Here is a 23,728-nt window from a genome sequence, read left to right as displayed (position 1 = left end):
CAGGCCGACGTCGAGCCGCCCGCGCCCTCGGGCTACGTGCGCTGCGACGACGGCATCGTCCACCGCGCCGAGAAGCTCGAGTGCCTGGTGCCCGCGACCCCGTCGAATTGCCCGGCCGACGCCGCGCCGGGCGGGTGCCTCAGCAACGACGATTGCACCGAGCTGCCCTTCGGGTCATGTCGCAGAGCATCATCCTCGGCGGCCTCTTCGCCACCGAGACCGGCGGCACCGGCCCGACGTGCGAGTGCGAGTACGGCTGCCGCACCGACGCCGACTGCCCCGAAGGACAGATCTGCCGCTGCGCCGGCGACGGCCTCGGCACCTACACGCGCTGCATCGCCGCCGACTGCACCGCCGACGCCGACTGCCCCGGCGAACTGTGCGGCGTCGCGGGCGGCGCGTGCTCCGACGGCCTCGTCCACGCCGCCTGCACCACGCCGCAGGACGAGTGCGCCGGCCCCTCCGACTGCAACGGCAACCTGTGCATCCTTCAAGACGCGAAGTGGATCTGCAACAACGTCGATTGCGGCCGCCCCTTCATCGTCGACGCGGCCCCCGTGACCGCGGCCGCGTCCGCGCGGGACGACTGGCGCGGCCTCGTCGCCGTCCCCGCCGGCGCGCCGGCCCTGCGCGCCCGCCTGCGCGAGCACTGGACCGCGATCGCGCTGGCCGAGCACGCGTCGGTGGCCTCGTTCGCCGTGTTCGTCCTGCAGCTGCTGGCGGTCGGCGCCCCGCCGACGCTGGTGAGCGACGCCCAGCGGGCGATGGCCGACGAGATCGAGCACGCGCGGATCGCCTTCGCCCTGGCCAGCCTGTACGAAGGGACAGGTGTCGGCCCCGGCCCGCTGCCGATCGGCCGCCCGCGCGTCGCCGCCGACCTCGACGCAGTCGTCGCCGCGGTGATCGCCGAGGCCTGCGTCGCCGAGACGCTCGCCGGGCTCGAGCTGCGCGAGGCCGCGGCCCAGGCCGAAGATCCGGCCCTCGCCCGCCTGCTCGCCCGGATCGCCGCCGACGAGCAGCGCCACGCCGAGCTCGGCTGGCGCTTCGTGCAGTGGGCCCTGAGGGAAGCAGGGGCCGACCGCGGCCGCGCCGAGGCCTGCTTCGCCGCCGCCCTGGCCGGCGCCGAAGCTGCCGCAGAGGACATGTCCTCACGGCTAGGCGATCCGGCGCTCCGCAGCCACGGTGTGGTCGACGCCCCGCTGCGCGCCGCCGTGTGGCGCCGCGCCCTCGACGGCCTGGTCCGCCCCGCGGCCGCCCGCCTGTGCGCCGCGTGACCCTCGCATCGTCGCCTCTTCACGAGCTCGACCGCGGTGCGGCCAACTCTCATCACGGCGAGAACATGCCCAACGCCACCACCCCGGCCCCTTCCCCCGGCACCCAGCCGCGGGCCAGGGCCTCGCGCGCGAGCGCGGCGATCCGCGCCGGCGCGATCGGCACGACCTCGGCGCGCCACGCCTCCTCGACGTGCGCCTGCACGATCGCCCCGGTGCGCGACGCGTGGGCCAGCGTCACCGTGCATTCGTCGCAGTGTTGACAATTCCGCAGCCCGCGCCGACGCACCCACCAGAGCAGCTCGTGGCCGTCCACGACGATCGCCCGACTGCCGCGCCGCGCCAGCATGATTCGCAGGGTGCCGCCGCGAGGCCTCATGGTCAAGCGGGCGAACGCGAACGCGTTCGCCCTCGACATGCGGCGCGCCGCATCATGACCCTCTGCCACGACCCCCTGCGTGGCATCATGCGCCGACCATGAAGCGCCGCATCGACCCCCGCCAGCTGCGGGCTTACGCGCAGCGCGGCGCCCCGCGGGTCCCCGACGCCCTCGCGCGCTATCGCAGCAGTCTGCGCCGCGGCGAACAAGGCGACGATCCGTTCCCGCGCGGCCGCTATTGCCTCGACTTCGAGCTCCCGCGCGCCAGCGATTGTTGTGAGATGCGCGTGCGGGACCTCTACCACGCCCTCATCCCCTGGCTGGCCCACGACCTGGTCGAGCGACCGCAGCCGTGGATCGACTTGATCGCTCTCGTCGACGAGCTCGTCGAGCGTGAGGACGACTGGTACGCCTGGTCCGCGCCCTGGCCGCTGGCCGACCTGCGCCTCGTCGTCGACGAGGTCGCCGTGCTGCTCGCCGAGCAGCCCAATCCTTGCGCCCGTCCGTGGCTCGGCGACATCGACTACGAGCACCTCGGCCGCAAGTTCGCCGGTTTGCGTCAGGACCTCGCCGCCCACGCCGGCGAAATCACCGACGTCCTCGTCAACGTCCACTGGTGGTAATTCCACGAGGCGATGACGCGGCCTGCCCGCGACCGCGGCGAGGACAGGCCGTCCGCGATGGCCAGCACAGCGCGAAGATGCGACCATCGCCCCGGCCACGCGGGGACGGAGGACGGCATGGCGCACAGCAGCGAGCCTGGGACCTACGAGCTGGCGGCCGACACCCAGTCTCACCCGCTCGGCGACGCGCACACGCTCGCCGCACCGACGGCCGACTTCGACGAGACCGCGACCGGCCGCCACATCCCGCCGCTCCCGCAGGTCGCGCGTGACGCCTACGTCGTCGGCCAGGAGGTCGCCCAGGGCGGCATCGGCCGCGTCCTGTGGGCCCGCGATCGCCGGCTCGATCGCCCCGTGGCGATCAAGGAGCTGCTGGTGTGGAACGAGCGGCAGGAGCGACGCTTCGTGCGCGAGGCGCTGCTCACCGCGCGGCTGCAGCACCCTGCCATCGTCCCGATCTACGAGGCCGCGCGGTGGCCCGAGGGCGCCCCGTTCTACGCCATGAAGCTGGTCTCGGGCCGCACGCTCGCCGATCGGATCGACCACTGCGAATCGTTCAGCGAGCGGCTCGCGCTCCTGCCCCACGTCCTCACTGCCGCCCAGGCCGTCGCCTACGCGCACAGCCGGCGCATCATCCACCGCGACCTCAAGCCCGCCAACGTCCTCGTCGGCGAGTTCGGCGAGACCGTCGTCATCGACTGGGGCCTCGCCAAGGACCTCGCAGAGGACGAGCCGATCGCCGAGTCCGTCGCGCAGGCCGGCGAGGGCCTCACGATCGACGGCGCGGTCATGGGCACGCCCTCGTACATGCCGCCCGAGCAGGCCGCCGGCCTCGCGGTCGACGAGCGCGCCGACGTCTACGCCCTCGGCGCCATGCTCTACCACCTGCTCGCCGCCGTCCCGCCCTACCGCGACGCCCCGCACGAGCTGCGGCTCCTGTCGATCCTCGAGGGCCCGCCGCGGCCGCTCGAGCAGCTCGTCCCGCAGCTGTCCGACGAGCTGGCCGCGATCGTCCACAAGGCCATGGCCCGCGAGCCCGCCGCTCGCTACCGCAACGCCGGCGAGCTGGCCGCCGATCTCGAGCGCTTCCAGACCGGCCGGATCGTCGCCGCCCACACCTACTCCGCGCGCCAGCTGCTGCGCCGCTACTGGCAGCGGCACCGCCCCGCGCTGTCGATCGCCGCCGCCGCGCTCGTGCTCGTCGCCGCCGTCGTGTTCGCCGCCTTCGTCAAGACCGACCGCGCGCGCCAGTTCGCCGAGGCCAAGGAGCGCGAGGCCGTCGACGCCTCGCGCGCGGCCGAAGCGGCCCGCCACGCCGCCGAGGACGCGCGCGCCCAGGCGACCGCCCGCGCCGACGGCATCACCCTCTTGCAGGCCCAGGACGCGCTGCGCCGCGATCCCAACCAGGCGCTCGCCTGGCTGCGCACGCTCTCCCCGAATTCGCCGACGCCGCTCGCGTGCGCCGGATCGCCGCCGACGCCGCCGCCCGCGGCCTCTCGCGCGCCTTCCGCGGCCACACCGAGTACATCAATCGCTTCGGCGTCTCGCCCGACGGCGCCCGCTTCGTCACCGCCAGCGACGACAAGACCGCCCGCGTGTGGGACATCGCCAGCGGCCGCGCGATCGTCCTCGCCGGTCACGGCGACGAGATCTGGAACGCCCAGCACGCGCCCGACGGCGCCACCGTCGCGACTGTCTCGAAGGACAGCACCTTGCGCCTGTGGCACGCCGACACCGGCGCGCTGCGGGCCACCTTCGCCGTCTCGCCGACCCGCCAGCTGGTGATGCGCCCCGACGGCGCGATCCTCGGCTGGCACACCACGAACGGCCCGGCCTGGCGCTTGCGCCCCGGCGCCGCCGCGGTCGAGCTGCTGTCGCCCCTCGACGAAGCGCCGCGGTGGTCGAACCTCTCGCTCGACGGCCAGCGCCTCCTCGTCCAGCCGCAGGCCGCCGACGCCTACGTCCGCGACGTCGACGGCGCCACCGAGCGGACCCTCCCCGGCACCCGCGGCGCGCCCGGCAGGTGGATCCTCGACCACCACGGCGACTTCGCCGTCCACCTCACCCCGGAGTCGGTCGCCCTGTGGGACCTGGCGACCATGACGCGAAGGCCCTCGACGTCGGCTCGCACTCGCGGCGGGCGGTCTTCTCGTCCGCCGGCGATCGCGTCGCCTTCGCCGTCGGCGCCGACATCGTCGTCCACGACCTCCGCACCGGCGCCCTCGTGCGGCGACTCGTCGGTCACGAGGGCCCGGTCGAGATGTTCGCCTTCTCGCGCGACGATCGCCGCCTCGTCTCCGGCGCCGTCGATCGCACCGTGCGGACCTGGAACCTCCGCTCCGGCCAGAGCGAGGTGTACGCCGGCTTCGACGGCATCGTCACCGAGGTCGAGCTGCTCGCCGACGACCGATCGATCCTCGCGGTCTCGAGCGTCGGCGAGGTCCGCCTGTTCGAGCCGCGCCGCGCCGGCCGGATCGTCACCGATCACGCCGCCCCGACCACCGGCCTCGCCCTCTCGGTCGACGGTCGCGCCGCCTCGGTCGACGATCGCGGCCGCCTGCGGATCAGCGACCTCGACGGCCGCCTGCTCGCCGAGCACCCTGTCTCCCACGCGCCGCAGCTCCACCTCGTCAGCGCCCCCGACGGCCGCAGCTTCGCCGGCCTCGCGCGCGCCTGGGTCACCGTCGCCGACGGCCGCCACCCCGACCTCGGCGCTCCGCCTGCGACCCTCCTCTTCGGCAGCTTCGACGCCGTCGCCCCGACTCGCGTCGAGCTGCCCGCGGCCGCGCTCGAGCTCGCGTGGCTCGTCGACGGAAGCGCCGTCGTGGTCTCGCTGATCGACGGCACGGTCTTGCAGATCGATCGCACCGGCGCGCTCGTCGAGCGCGCCCGCTTCGCCGCGCCCGCGACCAGCCTCGCGCTCGCGCCCGACGGCGCCCGGCTCGCGCTCGGCAGCGAGGCCGGCGACCTGCGCCTCGTCGACCTCGCCGGCGGCCACCACCGCGACCTCGAGCCCCATCAAGAACGCGTCACCGCCCTCGCCTTCTCCGCCGACGCATCCAAGCTCGCCAGCGGCTGCGCCGACCACACCGCCCGCCTGTGGCGCCTGCAGGACGACAGCTTCCGCGCCTTTGACGTGGGGGGCCACGGCGTCGAGCAGCTCGCCTTCTCGGCCGACGGCGCCGCGTTGATCCTCCTCAGCGGCGGCGAGACGCACCTGCGTCGCCTGGACGTCGAGACAGGTGCCCAGCTCGCCCCGCTCGCCGGCCCCCTCGGCAAGCTGCTCGGCTTCACCGTCGCCGCCGACGGCCGCCGCCTGCTCACCCACGGCGCCGACGGGGCCGTCCGTCTCATCGACCTCGCCGACGGCGAGGGCCGCACGCTCGCCGGTCACACCCAATCGATCACCGGCACCGGCTTCGCCGCCGGCGGCCGCACGATCGTCACTCTCGGCCTCGAGGGCGCCCTGCGGGTCTGGCCCGACGACCTGCCCGAGACCATGCCCGAGCTGCGAGCCTGGCTCGACACCGCCACCCCCGAGCGCGAAGCGGAATAACCTGTCCCTCGCGACATCCGGCTCTCGCCAGGGTCGACCTGTCCGCATGGACATCCGGCCGACTCTCACCGGCCCCAGGATCCTGTCCCGAGAGACAGCCCCCGTCCAACCTCTCCCGACCTGCTACCCTCCTCCCCGTGTCGACCGCCGACGCACCTGCGACCTCCCCCGCGACCGGCTCGCGCGCGCAGGATTCATCGTCGTAGCGATCGTCGGCGGCCTCGCCCTCTACGGCCTCGGCGGCGGCGGCGGCTTCTATCATCGCCTCGTCGCCGCCCCCTTCGCCCCCGCCGCGTCCGCCCCCTACTACCGCGAATCGCTGCTGCACGTCGGCCTCGCCCACGCGCTCGGCCTGGCCGGCAGCCTCCTCGCCTTCCGCGTGTTCGTCCTGAGCTTCTTCTGGCTCGGCCTCGTCCGCCTCGTCACCGCCGCCGCGCGCCGCCTCTCGCTCGCCGACGTCGCCCTCGTCCTCGCGGTCGCCGTCACGCATCCCACCGCGATGATCGCCCACGCCTGGACCTGCCATCCGGACGCCCTCACCTACGCCCTGACCCTCGCCCTCCTGTTCGCCCGCCGCCCCGCCTTCATCTTCTCGATCGCCGCTCTCGGCGCGTGGAACCACCTCGCGATGTGGCTCGTCGTGTGTACCAGCGCCCTCGTGCTGTGGTGGACCTTCGCCGAGCCGCGCTTTCGCCCGCGCGCCTTCGCCCTCGGCGCCGGCCTCCTCGGCGGCGTCGTCACCTGCAAGCTCGCCCTCCACCTCTGCGGCATCACCATCGCCGAGGACCGCTTCGCCGCCGCGGCCGCGCACCCGCTCCCCGTCCTCCTCGGTTACTGGACCGGCCCCGGCTGGCCGCTCCTCTACACCCTCGCCTTCGCCCACCTCGTGTGGTTGCCCGCCCTGCTGCTCGGCCTGCGTCGCCTCGCCCCGCGGGCCGCCCTCGGCCTCGTCGTCACCCAGGCGCTCGCCCTGGGCGCGACCTTCTTCACCGAGGACACCACCCGCGTGTTCGCCTTCCTCGCCGGCGGCCCGCTGCTCTACGCCCTCGTGCGCGCGCTCGAGGTCCCCGCCCCGCACCGCCCGGCCGCCCTGCGCCCGCTCGTCCTCGCCGGCGTCCTCCTCACCCTCGCCGCCCCCAGGGGCTTCGCCTGGAAGGGCCGCCTGCACGACCTCGAGGCCTCGCGCGCCCACCTGCGAGCCCTCCTCTCGCGCTGAACCGGTGACGCCTCCGGCTCGAGAGCCATCCGGGCCGTCGCCTCGTCACCCGCGCGCCGGCGAGCGCAAAAAAATTCTTTCGTCGCCCGGGAAGATGACGACCGGCCGGCGTTGACCCGGCGAACCAGGACCGAGCTCCGCCGACCGCCGCGTCGCGCAGCCCGGCTCGCGCACGCGCCCCGCTGCGAGGGTCGCCGCGCCCGGCACGGGCGGCGCCCGCTCGCGCCGCGCGGCCGTCGACGGACGCACGTGTCCCATCCCACATGTCCGAATCAACATGTCCGAAAGCGCACGAGAAACGATCATGAAGCACCGCATCCTCCTCCCCGCCGCCGTCCTCCTCGCCTTCCCCGCCTGCGACGATCCCGACGACCTCCGCGCCGACGAGGCCCTCGAGCTCGAGAGCGACGAGGACGCGGACGAGGCCGACGAGGGCATCGGCGCCACCGACGGCTTCGCCCTCACCGACGCCCTGCGGCCGCAGGCGATCGTCGGCGGCGCGGCGGCCAGCGAGGGCGAGTACCCCTTCATGGTCTCGCTCCAGCTGTCCGGCTTCGGCCACTATTGCGGCGGCAGCCTCGTCGCCCCGCAATGGGTCCTCACGGCGGCCCACTGCGTCAACGGCCGCGCTCCCGGCAGCCTCACCGCCGTCATCGGCCGCACCGATCTCGCCAGCGGCGCCGGCGAGACCCGCAGCATCACCCAGATCGTCGTCCACCCGCGCTACAACACCGAGCCGGGGGAATTCGACAACGACCTCGCGCTGGTCGCCCTCTCCTCGCCGTCGACGCGCGACCCGATCGAGCTGGCCGCCCCGCACACCGGCAGCGACCGCGCCTCGTGGATGCCGAACGCCCTCGCCACCGTGATCGGCTGGGGCTCGCTATGGGCGGGCGGGCCCGGGACCAATCATTTACAGGAAGTCCAGGTCCCCGTCCTCACCGACACCTACGCCGCCCAGCCCAGCGTCTACGGCAGCAGCTACAACCCCGCGGTCCACGTCGCCGCCGGGTTCGTCAACGGCGGCAAGGACGCCTGTCAGGGCGACAGCGGCGGCCCGCTCATGGCCTGGACCGCCACCGGCCTGCAGCAGTTCGGCGTCGTCAGCTGGGGCGACGGTTGTGCCGGCGCCGGCAAGCCCGGCATCTACACCAAGATCTCCAGCCAGCGCCTGCACCGGTGGCTGCGCAGCGTCATCCACGAGACCCCCGCCGTCGGCGACGTCAACGGCGACGGCCGCGACGACATCGTCACCTTCACCCACGGCGACTCGGGTGCCGGCCCGCTCGACGTCTACGTCGCCCTCTCCAACGGCAGCAGCTTCGGCGCCGGCCAGCTGTGGCACGACTGGTGGGCTCACCGCGGCCACACCGGCGCCGTCGGCGACTTCAACGGCGACGGCCGCGACGACATCTGGGCCTTCAGCGAGAGCCAGGTGTGGGTCGCCCTCTCGCGCGGCTACGACTTCAACGGCGGCGGCTATGCCAGCAGCGTCGGCACCGCCGACAGCGACGACATCGGCCGCGTCGCCGACGTCAACGGCGACGGCCGCGACGACGCCGTGTTGTTCTCCGCCGACGGCACCGGCGACGTCCACGTCATGCTCTCGACCGGCTCCGGCTTCGGCGCCAAGACCAAGTGGCACGAGTACTTCGCCCCCGAGGGCGAGACGCCGATGCTCGCCGACGTCAACGCCGACGGCCGCGCCGACCTCATCACCTTCACCCAGAGCATGAACGGCGCCCAGGCGGTCGTCGCCCTCTCCAACGGCAGCAGCTTCGGCGCCGCCAGCGTGTGGAACAACTGGTTCGCCCCCGCCGGCGAGGTGCCCGCGGTCGGCTACTTCAACAGCGACGCGCGCGCCGACATCGCCACCTTCGACCGCAACTACAACGTCTACGTCGGCACCTCCAACGGCGCGAACAACTTCGCCTCCGCCCTGTGGACCTCGTCTTTCGGCGACTGGAACGACACCCTCACCACCGGCGACGTCAACGGCGACGGCCGCGACGACCTGATCGCCTTCACCCAGGACCAGAACGCCGACGTCTGGGTCGCCCTCTCCAACGGCGTCAACGGCTTCGGCGTCTCGTACATCGCCCACGGCTACTTCGCCCCGTGAGCTCCGCATCGGCGCGGGCGACTCGCTCGCGCCGACGCCCGGACGTTCGCGACCTCGGCCCGCGTCGCCCGACGCGGGCCGAGCTCGTCGACGGCACGCGATTCCTCCAGCAACTCGCCGTCCGCGACCTCACATCGCCGCGCGTCCCCGCCCCGTCACCTCCGTCCCGGACAGCTGTCACCGATATGTCCTTCGGGACATCTCGCCGCCTCGGCCCCCGTACACCCCTCCAGACGGCCACGCACACACTTGTCGCGGACGCGCGAGCGGCTCGCGCGGCGATTCCGACGACACGCACACCGCGACCAGTTCGCCGCCCCTCGCGGCTCGCGCCGAGCCCGCGGCCCGGTCCTCGGCTACAAGCGACACATGCCCCTTACCCCTCGCTTCGCCCTCGCCGCGTCCCTCTGCCTCGGCCTCGCCGCCTGCACCGACCCGGGCACCACCACCGACGGCAGCTCGACCGACGCCGGCACCACCACCGCCTCGACAAGCCCCGCGACCACCGTCGACGAGCCGACCACCACCAGCGGCGTCGACACCACCGAGACCGGCACCGGCACCACGGAAGCCCCGACGGGCACCGACACGGCGACCACCACGGTCGACACCACCACCGCCGGCCAGGAGTGCCCGCCGGTGAGCGACGCGTTCGGCCCCGCCGGCGGCGAGCTCTCGCTGTGCGGCGCCACCCTGCGCGTCCCTGCCGACGCCGTCGCCGAGGACGTCGTGTTCGGCATCGAGGTCATCGAGCCGCCCACGGCGCCGCCGTTCGAGCAGGAGTTCGCCTCGCCGGTGTTCCGCTTCACCCCCGACGACGTCGCCTTCGCCCAGCCGGTCGAGCTGATCCTGCCGCGGCCCGAGACCGACTACCGGATCTCCCTCGCCCGTCACGTCCCCGAGGAAGACGCCTTCTGGATCGTCGAGGCCTGCGACCTCACCGACACCACCATCGCCCAGAGCTTCTTCCAGCTCGGCACCTTCGCCACCCTCCGCGGCACCTACAAGTATCCGGACAGCACCTCCGGCCTCGGCGACGGCACCATCGAGCTCGAGTTCCTCGGCGACACCGCGAGCTTCCCGATCGACATGAGCGGCTTCGGCATCTACTCCGACGCCGAGGACGGCAGTCGCACGCTGACCGTCAAGTCCATCCGCGACATCGACGGCGGCGTCGAGTCGCTGCGCATCGACTTCGCCGTCGACGGCACCGGCGACATCGCCAGCCTCGTCGCCGTCGAGTGGCTCTCCACCGTCAGCGGCGGCGGCTACACGTACATCGTCGATCTCATCGGCTCGGACGGCGTCATCACCCTCTCCGACAGCGCCGACGATCACTACGCCGGTGAGCTCAGCGCCATCACCCACGGCGGCAACCCGCCCCACGACGAGCCGCTCCACGCCACCTTCGACGTGACCCTCGAGAAGTACGCCTTCCCGCCCGAGCTCAGCTGCTTCGGCGGCGAGTGACCTTCGCGTCCCGCTCACGGGCCCTTCGCCGCGGCCGACGCCCCGTCGGTCGCGGCGAGCACCTCGCGTCCCGCTCGCGGGGCCTCCGCCGCGACCGGCGCTCTGTCGCCACGCCGCATGAGCGCGTCGAGGCTCGCGCCGGAGCGCGAGCTCCGAGTCGACGCATCCGGCCACGAGCCGCGGACGCTTGTCGCCCCTCTGCGGAGCTGTAATACTGCCAGTGAATGAGCGTCTTCGCGGATTCGCGCAAGGTGACGCACAAGGGCAGCGGCCAGACCGAAGTCGCCGCGCCGCCGGACGTGTGCAAGACCCCGTCGCCAGGCGGACCCGTCCCCGTGCCCTACGTCAACGCGGCGCAGAACAGCCAGCTCGCCGGGGGCAGCAAGCGGACGGCGATCGCGGGCAACCCGATCGCCCTCGCCAGCTCCAACCTCCGCACCAGCACGGGCGACGAGCCCGGGACGGCCGGCGGCGGGCTCATGTCGAACAAGGTCAAGGGCAAGCTCACCTGGGGCAGCAGCAGCCCCGACGTCCTCGTCGAGGGCAAGGGCGTCGTCCGCTTCATGGACGTCACCCAACACAACGGCAACAGCTTCAACACCGCCTTCATCGAGCAGGGCGGCACCGGCTTCGCCTACGGCGACGACTTCGATAGCGAGTGCCCCCTGTGCAAGAAGAGCCCGGAGAGCCACGCGATCAAGGAGGAGACGGCCGAAGAGAGCAGCCTCGACGTCGCGCAGAAGATCCTGCGCGACCTCAAGGCGCGCGAGGACGCGTGGAAGCGGGCCAACGAGGCGCTCGAGTCGGCCGCCGCGGAACTGAGGCGGCTCAAGGACACCACTGCGACGCTCAAGCCTGCGACGCTACAGGCGCGTGAGGCGAACATCATCGCGCTCGTGCAGAGACGCGACGCGCTCGAGTCTCATCGCCGCGGGAGCTCCAACGGCTACATGTTTGGAGTGATGGTCTGTCTCACGGGCAAGAAGTTCGCCGCCGTCTCCGGGGACGAGGTCCCGGAGGGGTTCAAAGCCATCGCCGAGCGCTATGGCTGCACTATTGTGGCAGAGGCTGCGACGCTGGCCGATTTTCAGAGGCTCAATCCCCGGACCGAACAGGTGGCCGAAGCATGGAAAGAGGTGGACCGAAAGCACCAGGAGGACGCCAAGGGGTACAACAACAAGCCTGGGAAATGTGCAGGGGCCAAACTCGTCGGTAAGAGCGGTCACATCGCCAGGTCCATGACCGAAATCTACTTCCCCTTCAGCGGAGGTCGGAGAACGTTGACTTTCAACGTAATCTACCGCGGTCCTCAGCAATTCGCCCCTGCCGCGGGTCCCTGGGTTCCCCCTACGGCTCTCGACATGGCTGACGCTGGAGAGGCCACCCTCGTCGAGAGACGAGAAATGCGCCGCAAGTCAGAGGTCACCGTTCCATCCTGCCAGGCTTGCCAGGACACCCTCTACATGGCTCGTTGTGACATTGAAGGGAAGAGCTGCGGATGAACTGGTCCGAGATCCCTGCGGCGTCCCCAGTATCATTCTCGGGACTGCTTTCATTCATGGAACGCTGGAAACCCGGAAGCACCCGGGGGTTCCGGCCGGCTTCGACGGCACAGATCGGGGCCCTGGGGGCGTTCCACGGCGGACGAGACGTCCTGCCCCGAGTGTATCGAGAGTTCCTCTCCGTCATGGGCGATTCAACGGGCGAGTGGCGCTTGACGCGGGGAACGACTTCGATCTCCGCGCTCCTCGAGGACCTCGAGGACCGAGATCACGAGCGCCCAGATCTACAGCGATATCTAAAATTTGCGGTCGGAGAGGACGACTACAACGGTCGGCAACCGGACGATTTTTTCGACCTTGCTCGTCCCACTTCAGATGGTGCCGACGCAGACATCCTCCGCATTCACGAAGAACGCCTCAAGCACGGAGACGCCGAGGCGGAGCGACCGTTCTCGACCTTTTCGGATCTGCTTCGTACGCTCGTGGTGGTCAAGATCGCCTTTCAAATCAGGGACAAGTCACCCCGGTATTTCGACCTCGGCCGTCGCCTCAAGGTCATCGAGAGGGCCTACGAGCTTCTCCTCCGCCTGGGATTCGAGACGACCGAGCTCGGCATCTCCTTGAGCTCGATCCTCTTGAAAATCCACGTCGTGGTGCGATCGCCCTGCTCCTCGGACCCACGGACTTGGACGGATGCCTGCGGCTCAGGGCTCAGGACGACGACGAAGAGCGTCGGCTGATGGAGATCGTCGCGGATCATCGCGCGGAGCTCGTGAAGCCGTGAAAGCCGACCTCCGATACTCTCCTCGACGCCCTTGCCTTGTCGTCCGTGACACTTACTGGCAAAGGCTTTCCCTTCGCGCACCGCTCCGCCGACGGCCGCCGGTCCTCGTGAGCCCGTGAACGTGCAGACTCGCCGATGGACAACCTCGTCAACCTGACCCCGTTCGCGGCTGCGGCGATGCCGTCCATGGATCGGCACGGCAGCGAGCTGATATTGGTCGTGCTCGCCGCGCATTACCGCTTGCCGCCCGCCGGTCGGTCGACCGCCGCCTCGCTGAGCCCGTGCGAGCTTCAGGAGGCGGTCGTGGTCGCGGACGAGTACTGGGGCGACCCCGCGAGCTCGAGTTTGCGCCGGGAGGCGCAGACCGCCTATCGCAAGCCCGGGACCGACATTCACTTGCTCGGACACGCCTGGGCGCCGCGCGGGCGTCCGGTGACACGGGGTCACGTCGCGCTTCAGGTCGGCTCTCTTCGCCACGAGGCCGTGGTGTTCGGCGAGCGCCGCTGGTCGAGGGGGCTCGGCGGTCTTCGCCCCACCGAGCCCGAGCCGTTCGAGCGGCTGCCGATCTGCTACGAGCGCTGCTTCGGCGGAGCCTGCGGCGACGAGGCGAAGCGGCTCGTCGAGGCGAGCGAGCGGAACCCCGTGGGGCGCGGCCTACTCACCTCTGCACGCGAGGCTCCGGACCAGCCGCTGCCCAACTTCGAAGATCCGCGCGCGCCGATCGACGGGCCGGACGACCTCCCTGCGCCCGTCGGTTTCGGTCCGCTCGCGCGGCACTGGTCGCCGCGACGCCATTACGCCGGGACCTACGACGAGGCGTGGGTCCGCCGGCGAGCCCCGCATTGGCCGCAAGACTTCGACGAGCGCTTCTTCTGCGCCGCTCCCGAGCCCCTGTGCGCCACCCCGCACCTGCGCGGCGACGAAATGGTGAGAGTCGAGGGCGCGCACCCCGACGGTGACCTGAGCTTCCGGCTGCCGGCGCCGCGGATCCAGGTCAAGCTGACGCTCGGCGGTCGAGTCGGCGTCGCGCGCATGGTGCTCGACGGCCTCACGATCATGCCCGACGACGAGCGCTGCACGATGATCTGGCGGGCCGCGCTACCTGTCCAAAAGGACATGGCCACCATCGAGACGATCCGCGTCCGCGAACTCGAGCCGTGGGAGAACGGCGCGTGACTCGCTCCGCGCGCGTCCTGGGGCTCGGCGTCGGCTGTCCGCTCGGACTGACCGCGCGGGCGGCCTTCGCGGCGGTCGAGGCCGGGCTTCGTCGATTCGTCGAGATCGACGGCGTCCTCGACCTCGCAGGCGAGCCCGCGCGCGGCTGTCGCCTGCAATCGCTGGCCGGCGAAGATCCGTTCGAGCGCGCGCTCTGGTTCGCGCGGCGAGCGGCCGCCCAGGCCTTGCGCCCCGTCGCTGGCGGTGTGGCCGCGCCAGTGCCGGTGTTCGTCGCGGTGCCAGCCGCTGCGCACGAGGCAGGCCGCTCGCGGCGCCTGAAGGAAGTCCTCGCAGAGGTCGCGCCGCCGGCCGCGGAGCTGCGCTGGTTGATCGCGGTCGGGCGGGCGAGCGGTGCGGTCGCGCTGGCCGCGGCGCTGGACGAGCTGGGCGAAGGAGCGCCGCGAGTGCTCGTGGGCGGGCTCGACTGCCAGGTCGCCGGCGAGGCCCTGCGCGAGCTGTCGCGTCACAATCGGCTGCTCGGGCGCCGCAATTGCGACGGGCGTCTGCCGGGCGAGGGCGCGGCGTTCTTGCTGCTCGGGCGCGCGGGCGAACGGACCGGCGGTCCCGCGCTGGGTGTCGTCGAGGCGGTCGCATGCGCCGAGGAGCCCGCGCCCTTCGTCGGTGAACCGGCCAGCCGCGCAGCGGGGCTCACCGAAGTTCTCTCCGAGCTGCGCGAGCGCTGGCCGCAGCGCGTGGACGAGGTGGTCGCGGCGCAGAGCAACGAGCGGTTCTTCGCCACCGAGCTGTCGACGGCCTACCTGCGCAACGTGGAGCTCATGCCCGAGCCGATGCGCGTGCGGGCCCTCGCCGATGCCCTCGGCGACTGCGGCGCGGCGGCCTTCCCGCTCGGGCTCGCGTGGGCGCTCGACGACTTCGATCTCCGGGCCCGCTGGCGCGGCTCCCTCGCCAGCGCCGTGGTGCTCTCCTCGTCCGACGCCGGGACCGTCGGCGGCGCGCTCGTCACCGCCGCAGCCGGCGAGTCTCGAGAGGTCCGCCGAAGCGGCGCGGGCAGCTCGTGACGCCGGGTCGACCTCGCCGTACGCTGCGACGTCGAGCTGCCTCGAGCCAGCATTCGCGAAATCACCGGCGTCTCGCGCATTCGCGAATCACTGCACCAGGATCATGAACTCGATGCGGCGATTCTTCGCGCGGCCCGCCGCCGTGCGATTCGTGTCGAGCGGCTCGTCGGGGCCGGCGCCGCGGGTCGTGAGGCGGGCCGCGTCGACCCCGTGTTCGACGAGGTAGCGGCGCACCGACTCCGCGCGGCGGCGCGACAGGTCGCGGTTGTGCGCCAGCCCGCCGGTGCTGTCGGTGTGGCCGGAGATCTCGATCTTCACGCTCGTGTGCTCGGTGAGCACCCGGACCGCCCGGTCGAGCACCGGCCGCGAGCGCGGCTTGATCGAGTCCTTGTCGAGGTCGAAGTAGATCCCGCGGATCACCCCGATCACGGGCCGCACCGGATCGAGGTCGTCGGGGCAGCCGTCGTCGTCTTCGAGGCCGTTGCGGGTCTCGGGCTCGTGGACGCACCGGTCGACGTCGTCGAGGATGCCGTCGCCGTCGCTGTCGGGGATCGGGCACCCGCGCGGGGCGACGCCGGGGACGTCGGGGCAATCGTCCTGCCTGTCCCAAAAGCCATCTCCGTCCCGATCGGGCTCGGGGCACCCGTCCGGCGCGATCCCGGGGACGTCGGGGCACACGTCCCGGCTGTCCAAAAAGCCATCTCCGTCCCGGTCGCGCTCGGGGCACCCGTCCGGCGCGATCCCGGGCTCGAACGGGCAGGCGTCGGCGCGGTCGAGGAAGCCGTCGCCGTCGCTGTCCTTCTCCGGCCGCCGCGCCGGCGACCTGCGCCCGAGCAGCGCCGACACCCCGAGCTGGATCTCCGGATAGCTGACCGCGCCCGCGTCGACCCGCCGCCGCGCCGCCACCACGTCGCGCACGTCGAATCGCAGCAGCGCCCGGTGCGACAGGAACACCTTGACCCCACCGCCGAAGTGCACCGACTGGTCGATGTCACGCCCGAGCGCGCCGGTGGTGCCGATGCCCCCGCCGCCGACCAGCGCGAACGGAGCGATGCGCCAGAACGGCAGCTGCGCGATCAGGTTGCCGCGGAAGTTGAAGAGGATCGCCCGATCGCGCGGCTCGCCGTCGATCACGATCCGCGTCGGCATCACCGCCGCCTCGACCTCGCCGCCGAGGAACGCCAGCGGGTAGAAGCCGACGCGCCCGCCGAACTGCGGCGCCGCGACCCGGTACGGCTGGAAGAACACGCTCCCGGGGTCGCCGTCCTGCAACGACGCCAGCTGGCGGTGCGGGTCGAACAGCTCGTGCGCGCTGCCCCCGGTGAAGAACACGCCCGCGAAGGCGCCGAGCTCGAAGGTGTTGCGCGCGGGCCGGCAGCGGCGGATCCACGGCACCTCGTGCGCGTCCTGGCAGCGCGCGCCCGGGGTCTCGGGCGGGGCCGCGGACGGCGGGGCGGATGTCCGAGCTTCGCTGTCGGCGCCGGGCCTTCGGCTTCGACCTGTCCCGAAGGACTGGTCCGGGACGGCGGCGCGGAGGTCGCTGACGTCGCTGTGGGCGCTGGGTCTTCTGGTCTCACCTGTCCCGAAGGACTGGTACTGGCGAGGGCGCTCGCGGGCAGCGCGACGAGCAGCGCGGCGACGAACAGGCCGGGGGAGCGGCGCGGAACGAGGGCATGGGTCATGGCGGCCGCTGAAGTACCGACCTCCGCCGAGCCGATCGGTCGCCCGCGCGAGAAATGTTCGCGGCGTGAAGTCGCGCCCCGCCGCAGGCCGACCTACACGGTCTCTCCCTCGCGGCCAGCGCCCCGCGACCCGTCGTCATACCCGACCTCGCGAGCGTTTACGTCCGCCTGTTGTGCGCGGTAACTTGGCCGCCTCTCGTCACGAGTCTCGCTCGCATGTCGCTCAAGTCCCTCGTCGATCTGCTGGACAGCCTGTTCTCACCCGACGGCCTGCAACGATTCGTCCACCTCGAACTCGACGCCGAGAAAGTCGTGCAGGAGGTCGATTTCAAGACCGCCCCAGCCCGGGTCTTCTACGAGGTCGCGGTCGCCCTGCGCCAACAGGGACGCATCGACTCGCAGCTGTTCGCCAAGCTCCGGGGAAAGTTCCCGCGACGGGTGAGCGACATCGACGCCGTCGCCATCTTCTTCGGGGAGCCCGCCGCTCCGTCCGGTCTCCAAACGCACGTGATCACCCTCGAGGCCGCGATCGCCGGCCAGATCTCCGCGATCGACGAGGAGCAGATACGAGTCGCGCTCGGCACGGCCGTCCCGGTCAGCCGGCTGAAGCTGGACCTGCACGACCTCGATACCCTGGCGGGCGATCCATCGACATGGTCGAAAGGCCAGGTGAGAATCCGCGAATCGATCCAGCAGCACCTCCGCGATGAAGTGCTCCGCTCCGGAGCCCGCCACCTGTCCCTGTTCGGCCTGGCCCCGATCCCGTGGCTCGTCGCCTTCGGCCTCGCCGTGTCGGAGACGATCGACGCCCGCGTGTTCCAGCGCCTCCGAGCGCCCGCCGGCTGGAGCTGGCAACCCGAGGAGCCCGAGCTCGATCGCTGGTCCGTCATCCCCGATCCCGACGCTCCGCCGGCGCGCGACGTCGCCGTGCTCATCTCGGCCAGCGCGAGCGTCAAGCGCGAGCGGGTCGACGCCGTGCTGCCGCGAGCCGATCGCGCGACCTACGAGATCACGCTCGCCGATCCCCGGATCGACGCCGTGCGCAGCGAGGCCCTGCTCGAAGCGTTCGCTCACCACTACCGCGCGGTCCTCGGACAGATCGAAGCGCGACACCCCGGGATCGAGCGGCTCCACATCTTCGCGGCGGCGCCGGTGGCCGTGGCGATCGAATGCGGGCGGCGGATCTTGCACAATGCCGCGCCGCGGATCGTCTCCTATGAGTTCGCCGGCGGGCAGTACCGCAAGGCGCTCGAGCTCTAGCCGTGAGCTACGCGCACCCGCCACACACCCTACAGCCCGGCATTGCGACGTCCTGGCCGCCTCGCTCGAGCGCGCTCGCGTCGAGCTCGTAGCGAGCCGAGGTGCGAAGCCCTGCCGCCTCGAACGCCGCGCCGTCGCCCTTCCACGAGCGCAGCAGCGAGGCTTGCCTGCGTCCGCCGAGCACCTCGAGGGCCAGACGACCCGCGAGCTCTGCCGTCCGCAGGGCGTCGAGCGAGCTGTACGGCGTGAACGCGTTCCCGCAACCAGCGAGTTCGCGGGTGAACACCTGGCCGGCCGCCGCGAACGCGGCCCGATTCACCAGCACGGCATCCCGCTCCCACGCGTGCGGCGTGAACAAACAGTCGAGGCACCCCGACGACGCGCCCTGGACCGCCAGCGCGTGACCGCCGATACCCAGCGGCTCGAGCCACGTGAACAGCAGCGGCGGACGATTGGCCAGGCCGTGGAGCCGTTCGTTCAGGTCACGATCGACGTTGGGATCGCCGGTCGCCGAGACGACGAGGTCGTATCGGGTGACATCGATCGTCCCCGCGTCGAGCGCCTGCTCGATCGAAGCGGCGCAACAGTCGACCTGGACGCCAGGATAGCGCCGCTGGACCTCGCCTCCGAGCTGCAACGACTTTGCGAGCGGCACTCCCAGCGACGGCGTCCCGAGGACGTGACGATATGCGTTCTCCGGGCGCAGCCGATCGGGATCGACCAGCGTCAGGTGCCCGATCCCGCAGCGGACCAGCTCCAGCGCCAGATGCCCGCCGATGGCGCCGCAACCGACCAGCAACACTCGCTTCGCCTGCAACGACGACTCTCCGCCCCCGCGCGGCACCAGGTAGCCCGGGTCGCGCCGCTCGACGTGGAACTGCCTCACCTCGGCGGTACCCGTCGCCCCCGCCAGGGGATGGGTCCCGCGGATGTCGTCGAACTGCACACCGACGAGGTGGTCGCCGCCGCGAGGCTTCGGCACGCGCACGAGCGCGAACGAGGGCTTCGCCCTGCCCCGCGCGTGGTCCTCCAGCCGCCGCTTTTGCGACCGGGACAGGTTCTGGCGGATGAACTCCACGAGCTGGACCCGGGTCCACGGCCCCAGCGGAAACGGGTCGGGCGGTCGCGGGACGCGCTCGAGCGGAATGTACAGCCCCGGAGTCGCTAGGTTGTCGATGGCTTGCTCGACGAGCCTCATGAGCTCGGGGCCGCGGAAGGGCATCGGCGCGGCGATCAGCTCGAGCGCCTGTGCCCGATCGCGGACGAACGCGAGCGTCCCGGTCCAGGGCAAGAGGACGCGCAGGATCGGCTCGATCTGCGCGCCGGCGGCGAAGAAGACGGTCCCTTCCGGCGGCCCGGGCCAGTACAGCGCCAATTCCTCGATGAAGTCGGCTTTGTTCTCACCGGTGAGCCCGCGACGGATCGTCTCGACCGCGCGGGCCAGCGCCTCGCCGGCGACCGCGACGGGCCGATAGCGATCGAGGAGCACTCCCTCGTGTTCCTGGTAGCAGACGTACCCGTGCTGAAACACGTGAGGGATCCGGCCGTGCAAGTGCTCGTCGAGGACGAACACTTCGGCAGCCGCCCCGGGAACAGCGGCGGGAGGCCGAGCCGCAGCGAGAGTGCATGCCCTTCGACGTGCACCACGCCGTCGATCGCCGCCCTGACGCCATGGGTTTGCGCCCACGGTTCGTACATCGATTCGGCCGGGACCAGGCGAGCCTGCTCGAGCAAGTCGGCGGCGCACAGCTGCTCCGCCACCGCAGTGAGCTCGTGCTCGTGCATCACCCGGCCGATCCCGACGAGACGATCGCCCCGGCCGCGCGACGGACCGTCGAGGACTTGCTCACCTCGGGAAAGTCATCGCCGAAGAACCTCCGGAGGGTGCGGCTCGCGGAGCTCTCGTCGGCGTCGGCGAGCGCGCGCCGCAGACCGTCGTCGAGGTCCTGCAGCTTGTCCCGGAAGACGCGCATCTGCTCGTCGTTCATCCGCCGGAACAGATCGTCGTGCGGCGACACGGGCAGCTTGACCACCAGCCGGGGCGTCGCGTTCGCCAGCATCGTCGACACCAGCCCGGACAACGCCCTGAGGTCATCGTAGTGGACCCGATTGGCCACACCGTCGCGCTCCTTGCTCGGCGCGAACCACTGCAGCGCCGCCGCCGTCAGGCCGATCCCCTTCGGCGCCGCGTCGCCCTCCGCGGAGAATTTCAGGTCTTTCCACCGCTTCAAGCAGCGGATCGCGCGGCGACACTGCTCGCGGTCGTCGTCCGCGAACGTCGCGTCGATCGCCTTGCTCAGGGCCAGCGGGTCGGTATAGCGCCACTCCTTCAATTTCCCGGCGTCTCCGACCTTGCCGACCGCGAGGTGGAACATCCCGTCGGTCCCGGCCGGCACGTACACGTTGAGATCGACGTGGTAGAGCGCCTCGTTGCGCCGTTGATAGTACACCGTCACGCACGGGCGCCGGAGCTCGACCTTGTACCCCGACAGCGCGTCGACCACCCTCTGCTTCAACGCCACGGGATCGGGCCACTCCTCCTTCGTCGTGTTGAAGCGCAGGCCGACGTCGATGTCGTAGTCGCCGTCCACCGGCTTGACGCCGGTCCGCAGCTCGTAGCTCCCCTGGTTGAAGTGACTGAAGCTGGGGCCGTCGAGACGCTCGCGGATCCGGTCGAGCACTGCGTCGCGCCGCTCCTCAACGTGGCCTGCTCGTTGTCCCAGCCGAGCCGGATCGCGTCGTTGAACTTGTTGAACTCCGTCTGCAAGATCGTCATGACTCTCCTGGTTTAGGTGTGGTGCCCGGCCCCGCTCTCGACGATCACCGCCGCCCTGCCCGCGGGCGCTTGTGTTGCATCACGATGACGCGCGCCCGGCTTGTGCTGCAGTGAAGCGCGGCGACGAGCATGGGACCGGACTCGTGGTAGTGGCCGCCGGAGAGCGGACCGTTCGCGTCGCAACGATGTTCGGTCGCTTCGCCGCCCCACTCCGGTCGGCGCACCACGGCCGAGGCCGGCAACCTCGGCGACTCCGGACCCCACGGAACCTCCTCGCCGTCTGCGTGTCCCCCGCGCGAATGCGAGTCCTTCCGCTCCTCGCCCTCGGCCTCTGCGCCTGCGTGACGCGCTCCTCATCCACGCAGCCGCCGACGCCCGCAGCATCGCCGGCCCCTGTTTGCGTGTCCTCCTCGCCCGCGCCCGCTCCCACGCCCGAGCCCCCGCGCCTCTCGCTGCCCGACAGCGAGCCGGCCTGGGCCCTCACGCGGGACGACGTGCTCCTCCAGCTCGAGCACGAGCCGACCTTCGTCATCATCTCTGCCGGCGACCCGACCCGGCCTTTCGGCCGCGTGCCCGCCTTCACCCTCTACCGCGACGGCACCGTCCTCTTCACCCGGGACTCGGAGCAGCGCCGCGGCCTCTTCCGCTACAGCGTGTTCGAGTGGGCCGCCAGGGACCACATCGAGCACGTGCGGGCTCTCGGCGTCGCGCGCATGCGCAGCTACCTCGACGAGTGCAACCCCGCGCCGCATCGACCGGTCTGCGCCGCCGATGCGAGCATTACGATCCTGCGCACCCGACTGCCCGACGGCTCCTTGCACGAAGTGCGCAACTACAACGGCTTCGCCGCCAGGCTCGCCGCGCAGCTCCACGCCGTCTACGACCGGATCGCCCGGCTCGCCGCGCCGCGGACCGGCGTCGACCTCTACCTCCCGCACGCCGCGACCCTGTTCGTCCGCCGCATCGCCGCGCCATCCGACCTCGACGACGCGGAGCTCGCCCGCGCTCGCCCCTGGCCGCTCGACGCCGACTGGCTGTCCCGCACCGCCGCCTCCGGCGCGCAGGTGATCGAGATCCCGCAGATCCGGGCCATCATCGCCGCCACCGGCACCAACACCCCGCACAACCAGCTGTTCGTCCTCGGCGAGGCGTTCGTCCGCGTCAGCATGGTGCCCTGGCTCCCCGGCCACGATCACCGCGCCGCCCTCGATCGACGCGACATGCCCCGCTGATCGCCGCGCAACCTCGCGCCAGTTGTCCGTCCACCGTGACACCGACACCGCCGGCCGGGCGCGGGTTATGCTCGTCGCGTGTCGCTCGCTCCTGCCGTCGCGCGCCTGTTCACCACGCTCGCCGAGCTCGCCGACGCCCCCGTCCCCGCCGACCTCGGCGCGGCGCTGCGGCGCCTCCCGGACGTCGGCGCCCTGCCCTCGCCGTGGGACACCTGGACGCTCATCGGTCTGGCCCGGCATCAAGCCCGCCAGGACTGGGTGCTGAGGGTCGTGCGCGAGCGCCTGCGCGGCGACTCGTCGGCCGTCGACGACGACGAGGGCGAGGTGCCCGGCCTCGCGGGGTGGCACTACCTGTTCCACGGCCGCGGCTGCTGCCTCACCTGCGAGGCCACCGGCGAGGCCATCGACGTCGACTTCGTCGACGACACCGCCGAGCACTTCGACTCTTACTTCTACCTCGGCCACCTCCGCTCGCTGCGCGAGCCGGATGTCCCCGAGGCCAGGTTGCACGCGCTCTGTCCCGAGCTCGAGCTCGCGGTCCTGGCCATCGAGGACCTGCAGGACGCCGGCGCGCTGCTCCGCGGCGAGCACCGCGTCTACTTTCGCCTCTCGCCGGCGCTGCGCGGCAGCATCGACGCCATCGACCGCGTGTGCCGGGCGCTCGCCGACCCCGCGCGCCGCTGCTGGCTCGCCGCCTGCCTCGGCGACTGGCCGTGGGCCCGCGAGCTGGCGACCGACCCCGCGCTGCTCGCCGAGCTCGACGCGCGCGCCGGGCAGTGCCTGGCGCTCCGCCGCGAACGCCTCGATCACGGCCTCGCCCGCCGCGAGCACCACACCTCGCTCCTGGCCCTGCGGGGGCTCGCAGCGCTGCGCGTGGACGACCTCGACGCGCTGCTGCTGACCGCGCTGGCAGGCTCCCCGAGCGGGCTGGTCTCGCTCGCGCTCGAGCTCGTCGAGCCGCGCTGGCGCCCCGAGCTCCACGCCGACGCCGTGCTCGCCCGCCTCGAGCGCGTCGACCCGCGCGGCGAGATCCCGCAGCCGCACATCTTCGCCACCTGCGCCGCGCTCCTGCTCGAGCACCGGTGCCACGTCGACGCAGTGCTCGCCCTGCTCGATGGCCTCGACGACCGCGCCGACGCCCGACTGTTGACGCTGGCGCTGGCCTTCCGCGCCCCCGCGGCTCTCGGTCTGCTCCGTCGCGCCCTGCGCTCGCGCGTGCCCATGCACCGCGGCGAGGCGGCGGCCTTGCTGGCCGCGATCGATGCGCCGTGGACCCGCCGCGAGCTGCGGGCCGTGCTGTCCGAGTCCGACGATCTCGAGGCCACCGCCGAGTGCCGCGCGGCCCTCCGCTGCAGCCGCGATCCCTCCGCCCGCACCGCCCTCGACGCGTGGGAGCGGCTGCACCCGTACACGCCGGCGACGGAGCCGCCGTTCACCTGGCTCGACATCCAGACCGCCCAGTCCGACGACGACCTGGCCTACAGGATCGAAGATCAAGCCGACCTGCTCGCCCGCTACCGCGATCGCCTGGCCGACCCGGACCGCGCTCGAATGTCATGATCCCAAATTCTTTTGAAATGGGGACATGTCTCTCTGAACACGCCCATCCAGGCAGGAGCGA

The 23,728-nt window shown here is 72.0% G+C and carries 17 protein-coding genes and 2 pseudogenes; 15 read left to right on the top strand and 4 right to left on the bottom strand.

Features of this window, described 5'->3' with window-relative positions; translation table 11 throughout:
- Window positions 1-176 precede the first annotated feature (176 nt).
- Window positions 177-1,274, top strand: a complete 1,098-nt coding sequence (locus OV079_RS03725; RefSeq protein ID WP_267766266.1) for a ferritin-like domain-containing protein — start codon at window positions 177-179, stop codon at window positions 1,272-1,274.
- A gap of 52 nt (window positions 1,275-1,326) precedes the next feature.
- Here OV079_RS03725 and OV079_RS03720 read toward each other — a convergent pair whose 3' ends face one another.
- Window positions 1,327-1,689 (bottom strand): hypothetical protein, encoded by a 363-nt coding sequence (locus OV079_RS03720; protein ID WP_267766264.1) that lies wholly within the window; start codon window positions 1,687-1,689, stop codon window positions 1,327-1,329.
- Between the two features lie 59 nt (window positions 1,690-1,748).
- Here OV079_RS03720 and OV079_RS03715 point away from each other — a divergent pair, with 59 nt between their 5' ends.
- The 11 genes and pseudogenes from OV079_RS03715 to OV079_RS03670 all read left to right on the top strand — a co-directional run bounded on the left by OV079_RS03715 (window position 1,749) and on the right by OV079_RS03670 (window position 15,157).
- Window positions 1,749-2,273 carry a hypothetical protein gene (locus OV079_RS03715; RefSeq protein ID WP_267766263.1) on the top strand — a complete coding sequence of 175 codons (525 nt, stop codon included), beginning with the start codon at window positions 1,749-1,751 and terminating at the stop codon, window positions 2,271-2,273.
- Between the two features lie 12 nt (window positions 2,274-2,285).
- Window positions 2,286-3,311: pseudogene (locus OV079_RS57195) on the top strand (serine/threonine-protein kinase); the annotation flags it as partial.
- Between the two features lie 419 nt (window positions 3,312-3,730).
- A pseudogene (locus tag OV079_RS57190) lies at window positions 3,731-3,952 on the top strand (WD40 repeat domain-containing protein); the annotation flags it as partial.
- Between the two features lie 404 nt (window positions 3,953-4,356).
- Window positions 4,357-5,829 carry a WD40 repeat domain-containing protein gene (locus tag OV079_RS03705; protein ID WP_267766260.1) on the top strand — a complete coding sequence of 491 codons (1,473 nt, stop codon included), beginning with the start codon at window positions 4,357-4,359 and terminating at the stop codon, window positions 5,827-5,829.
- Between the two features lie 46 nt (window positions 5,830-5,875).
- A complete protein-coding gene (locus tag OV079_RS03700) occupies window positions 5,876-7,045 on the top strand; it encodes a hypothetical protein (protein WP_267766259.1) in 1,170 nt (389 codons plus the stop codon).
- 304 nt (window positions 7,046-7,349) lie between these two features.
- Window positions 7,350-9,167, top strand: a complete 1,818-nt coding sequence (locus tag OV079_RS03695) for a trypsin-like serine protease (protein ID WP_267766257.1) — start codon at window positions 7,350-7,352, stop codon at window positions 9,165-9,167.
- 369 nt (window positions 9,168-9,536) lie between these two features.
- On the top strand, window positions 9,537-10,637 hold the full coding sequence (locus tag OV079_RS03690) for a hypothetical protein (RefSeq protein ID WP_267766256.1): 1,101 nt from the start codon (window positions 9,537-9,539) through the stop codon (window positions 10,635-10,637).
- 224 nt (window positions 10,638-10,861) lie between these two features.
- Window positions 10,862-12,139: a DUF4150 domain-containing protein gene (locus OV079_RS03685; protein ID WP_267766255.1), complete on the top strand. Its 1,278-nt coding sequence runs from the start codon at window positions 10,862-10,864 to the stop codon at window positions 12,137-12,139.
- Between the two features lie 56 nt (window positions 12,140-12,195).
- Window positions 12,196-12,879, top strand: a complete 684-nt coding sequence (locus tag OV079_RS03680; RefSeq protein ID WP_267766253.1) for a hypothetical protein — start codon at window positions 12,196-12,198, stop codon at window positions 12,877-12,879.
- Window positions 12,880-13,058: 179 nt separating this feature from the next.
- The gene (locus OV079_RS03675) at window positions 13,059-14,099 is read left to right on the top strand and encodes a DUF2169 family type VI secretion system accessory protein (protein ID WP_267766252.1); all 1,041 of its coding nucleotides are present in this window, start codon (window positions 13,059-13,061) and stop codon (window positions 14,097-14,099) included.
- The gene (locus tag OV079_RS03670; RefSeq protein ID WP_267766251.1) at window positions 14,096-15,157 is read left to right on the top strand and encodes a hypothetical protein; all 1,062 of its coding nucleotides are present in this window, start codon (window positions 14,096-14,098) and stop codon (window positions 15,155-15,157) included. The genes OV079_RS03675 and OV079_RS03670 overlap by 4 nt, the downstream gene beginning before the upstream one ends.
- Window positions 15,158-15,244: 87 nt before the next feature.
- On the opposite strand, the gene OV079_RS03665 is transcribed toward OV079_RS03670, so the two are convergent.
- A complete protein-coding gene (locus OV079_RS03665) occupies window positions 15,245-16,552 on the bottom strand; it encodes an OmpA family protein (RefSeq protein WP_267766250.1) in 1,308 nt (435 codons plus the stop codon).
- A 503-nt stretch (window positions 16,553-17,055) separates the two neighbouring features.
- Here OV079_RS03665 and OV079_RS03660 point away from each other — a divergent pair.
- On the top strand, window positions 17,056-18,099 hold the full coding sequence (locus tag OV079_RS03660) for an SAVED domain-containing protein (protein ID WP_267766249.1): 1,044 nt from the start codon (window positions 17,056-17,058) through the stop codon (window positions 18,097-18,099).
- A 7-nt stretch (window positions 18,100-18,106) separates the two neighbouring features.
- Here OV079_RS03660 and OV079_RS03655 read toward each other — a convergent pair whose 3' ends face one another.
- Entirely contained in the window at window positions 18,107-19,672 is a 1,566-nt protein-coding gene (locus OV079_RS03655) for a ThiF family adenylyltransferase (protein ID WP_267766247.1), read from the bottom strand.
- A gap of 211 nt (window positions 19,673-19,883) precedes the next feature.
- Window positions 19,884-20,780: a cyclic GMP-AMP synthase DncV-like nucleotidyltransferase gene (locus tag OV079_RS03650; RefSeq protein ID WP_267766246.1), complete on the bottom strand. Its 897-nt coding sequence runs from the start codon at window positions 20,778-20,780 to the stop codon at window positions 19,884-19,886.
- 496 nt (window positions 20,781-21,276) lie between these two features.
- On the opposite strand from OV079_RS03650, the gene OV079_RS03645 reads away from it, so the two are divergent.
- Window positions 21,277-22,107, top strand: a complete 831-nt coding sequence (locus tag OV079_RS03645; RefSeq protein ID WP_267766245.1) for a hypothetical protein — start codon at window positions 21,277-21,279, stop codon at window positions 22,105-22,107.
- Window positions 22,108-22,185: 78 nt separating this feature from the next.
- Window positions 22,186-23,667: a DUF6896 domain-containing protein gene (locus OV079_RS03640; RefSeq protein ID WP_267766243.1), complete on the top strand. Its 1,482-nt coding sequence runs from the start codon at window positions 22,186-22,188 to the stop codon at window positions 23,665-23,667.
- Window positions 23,668-23,728 lie beyond the last annotated feature (61 nt).

It is taken from the genome of Nannocystis pusilla, from assembly GCF_026626665.1.
GTDB classification, from domain to species: Bacteria; Myxococcota_A; Polyangia; order Nannocystales; family Nannocystaceae; genus Nannocystis; species Nannocystis pusilla.
The sequence above is the reverse complement of the archived record's forward strand: the minus strand, read 5'-3'. Positions and strand labels throughout refer to the sequence as shown.